We start from the raw sequence: 2,947 nt of genomic DNA, 5'->3' as shown, positions 1-2,947 counted from the left end.
GCCGACGCGCACGGTCGTGGCCTCGGCGACCGCCAGCGGCACCATGAAGCACAGGCTGGCGACGTTGATCGCGATCTGGTGCGCGGCGGCGGGCACGGGGCCGAGCCGCCCGATCAGCAGCGCGGTGCCGATGAACAGCCCGCCCTCCATCAGCACGGTGACGCCGATCGGCAGGCCGGTAAGCAGCAGCTCGCCGATGACACGCGGTCGCGGCGGATCGAAGCGCCCGAACACGCGCAGCGGCCGCATGCGCGACGAGCGTGCATGCACCGCGGCGAAGCTGAGCGCCTGCAGCCACATCATCACCGCCGAGGCGATGCCGAGCCCGCCGGCGCCCATCTCGGGCAGGCCGAATGCGCCGAAGGTGAGCACGTAGCCGAGCGGCACCAGCACGAGCAGGCCGCCACCGCCGAGCAGCATCGTCGGCAGCGTCCAGTGCAGGCCTTCGGCGAGGTAGCGCATCGCGAGGTAGCAGGTGAGCGCGGGTACGCCCCAGCGGATGCCATGCAGGAACGCGGTCGCGCCCGGCACGATGCCCGGCACGATCCCGAACGGTGCCAGCGCCAGCGGGACGAAGGTCAGGAACAGGAACATCAGCAGGCCGAGCCCGAACGCCAGCCACAGCGACTGACGGAACAGCGGGCCGATCTCGTCGCGGCGCCCGGCGCCATCGAGGTTCGACACGGCCGGCGGCATCGCCATCAGCGTGCCCATGGGCACCATCATCGGCAGCCAGAAAAGCGCGGTACCGATCGACACCGCGGCCAGCGTGCCGGTGCCGTGCTGGCCCGCGATCGAGCTGTCGACGAAGCCGATCAATCCGGTCGACACGTGCCCGGCCACCAAAGGCGCGGCCAGCGTGGCGGTTCGGCGGATCTCGTGCGGGAGGCGGGCGGTCGTCGACACGGCGGCCTGGGCGTTTGGCGCGCCATCGTAGCGGGTCGGCTGCACGCGATCGTCGCGACGTGCTGCAATGGCCGCCGACGACGACGCGAAGGGGACGCGATGCACGCCGCCGAGATACCGGCCACCTGCGAGAACTGCGGCACGATGCTGCAGGGCGAGTTCTGCCATGCCTGCGGCCAGGGCGCGCACAACCCGCTGCACGACGTGCGCCACGCGCTCGAGGAAGTCTTCGAGTCGTTCTGGCATCTCGACGGCCGCGCCTTCCGCACCCTGCGCGACCTGCTGGTGCCCGGCCGCGTCGCCTGCAACTACCTGGCCGGCCAGCGCGCGCGGTACATCCCGCCGCTGCGGCTGTTCCTGGTGCTCACGGTGCTGACGTTCTTCGTCGGGCAGTTCATCGCGGGCGATATCGACGACGCCCGCACCGGGAACGCGCCGATCCAGATCAACCTGCACAACGAAGGCGGGCAGGCGACGTCCTTCAGCGAGGCCCGCACCGACGCCGAAGTGCAGGCAACGCTCGAGCGCGAACTGGCATCCGTGGCGAAAGCGCGTCGGCAAACGGCGGGGGTGCCGCTGGCGGGAGCGGCGATGGACGACGCGGAAAAGCAATTGCGGGAGCAGGCGCGGGTGCGTCGCGCGCAGCTCGGCGTGCGGACCGTCGCTGCACCCGTGCCGGCGGCGGCCAAGCCAGCGTCCGCTTCCATTGCAACCAGAAGCCCATCCACGCCGGTCGGGCCGCAAACCAGGCTCGGAAAGACCGGCGCGGAAGTCGCGGATACGGTGATCCGCAAGATCGGCCGCGCACACCTGCGCGACCCCAAGCACCCGTGGGAACCAACGAGCAACCCCGTTCGAATCGACGGACTGCCCGCACTCGGCGATCACTGGGTCAACCATCGCATCGCGAATGTCGCCGACAACATCGATCGCATGACCAAGGGCGGCAAATCGGTGTTCTTCGAGCTGATGCTCGCTGCGGTGCCGTCCGCGCTGTTCGTGCTGGTCCCGGTATTCGCGTTGCTGCTGCGCGTGTTCTACCTCTTCAGCGGGCGCAGCTACCTGGAACACCTCGTGATCGCGCTTTACAGCCACGCGTTCCTGCTGCTCACGTTGTTCGCGACGTTCGTTCTGATGATGCTGCCACTGCCCAAGGCGGTGAGCGGATGGGTCATCGGCCTCGCATGGATATGGGCGGCCGTGTACGTGCTGCTCATGCAGCGCCGCGTGTACCGCCAGCACTGGTTCCTGACCACCGTGAAGTACTTCGCGATCGGCTTCCTCTACCAGTTCCTTCTCTTCGGAGGCTTGCTCTACGCGGTCTTCGCCGGCCTCAGCAGCGGGCACTGAGCATGGTCGTGTACGAGGTGAACGTCGACGTCGACATCGGGATCCGCGGGCAGTACCTGCACTGGCTGCAGGCGCATGTCGCGGAGATCCTCGCCCTGCCCGGCTTCACCGGCGCCGATGTGTTCGAAGTGCTCGACGACGCCGACACGGACGTGCTGCACATCTGCATGCAGTACCGGTTGGTCGACGAGCCCGCGCTCGACGCCTACCTGCGCGACCACGCGCCGCGGCTTCGCGCCGAGGGGCTCGCGCGATTCGGTGATCGCATGCGCGCGCGACGGCGGGTGATGCGGCCGCTGCGCGACTACCGCTAGCGTTCTAGCTGCAGTTCGAGCCAGCCGCTTCGGTTGGCGTCGGACGTCGACATCAGCGCGCGCCGCAGGGCCTCGCGGGCCTGCGGCGGCGTGCGTTGCACGAGCACGGCGAGACGGTCGCGATCCGGCGCCGTCATGGCGCGGAGCACCTGCAGCAGCGGTTGCTGTTCGTCGGGCGGAACCTGCGCCAGCAACGGCTGCAGGCGCGGGTAATCGATGCCGAGCGTCGGGCCCAGCCGCCATCCGTGCCGCGTGCTGGCATCGAGCGCCTCGAACTGCGCGCGCAGCGCGGTGCGCGACGCCGGGTCGAGCGACGCGTAGGTCGCGGCGGCGGCACGCAGCCGCGACTGTTCGTCCTGCGGCAGCGAACGAGATCA

4 protein-coding genes are annotated in these 2,947 nt (G+C 69.6%); 2 read left to right on the top strand and 2 right to left on the bottom strand.

The window, feature by feature from the left end; genetic code table 11:
* A partial coding sequence (locus tag FW784_RS13415; RefSeq protein ID WP_235893685.1) for an MATE family efflux transporter occupies positions 1–906 on the bottom strand: 906 nt, incomplete at its 3' end.
* A 99-nt stretch (positions 907–1,005) separates the two neighbouring features.
* Between FW784_RS13415 and FW784_RS13410 the strand changes: the two genes are divergently transcribed.
* Both FW784_RS13410 and FW784_RS14490 read left to right on the top strand, forming a co-directional pair.
* A complete protein-coding gene (locus FW784_RS13410) occupies positions 1,006–2,256 on the top strand; it encodes a DUF3667 domain-containing protein (protein WP_149353827.1) in 1,251 nt (416 codons plus the stop codon).
* Between the two features lie 2 nt (positions 2,257–2,258).
* Positions 2,259–2,570 (top strand): DUF4286 family protein, encoded by a 312-nt coding sequence (locus tag FW784_RS14490; protein WP_187770824.1) that lies wholly within the window; start codon positions 2,259–2,261, stop codon positions 2,568–2,570.
* On the opposite strand, the gene FW784_RS14790 is transcribed toward FW784_RS14490, so the two are convergent.
* Positions 2,567–2,764: a hypothetical protein gene (locus tag FW784_RS14790; RefSeq protein ID WP_235893684.1), complete on the bottom strand. Its 198-nt coding sequence runs from the start codon at positions 2,762–2,764 to the stop codon at positions 2,567–2,569. The two genes, FW784_RS14490 and FW784_RS14790, sit on opposite strands and share 4 nt — an antisense overlap.
* Positions 2,765–2,947 lie beyond the last annotated feature (183 nt).

The organism is Cognatilysobacter lacus, from assembly GCF_008274655.1.
In the GTDB taxonomy this organism is placed as follows: Bacteria; Pseudomonadota; Gammaproteobacteria; order Xanthomonadales; family Xanthomonadaceae; genus Cognatilysobacter; species Cognatilysobacter lacus.
Note: the sequence above shows the minus strand (reverse complement) of the source record. Positions and strands in the feature narration are given on the sequence as shown.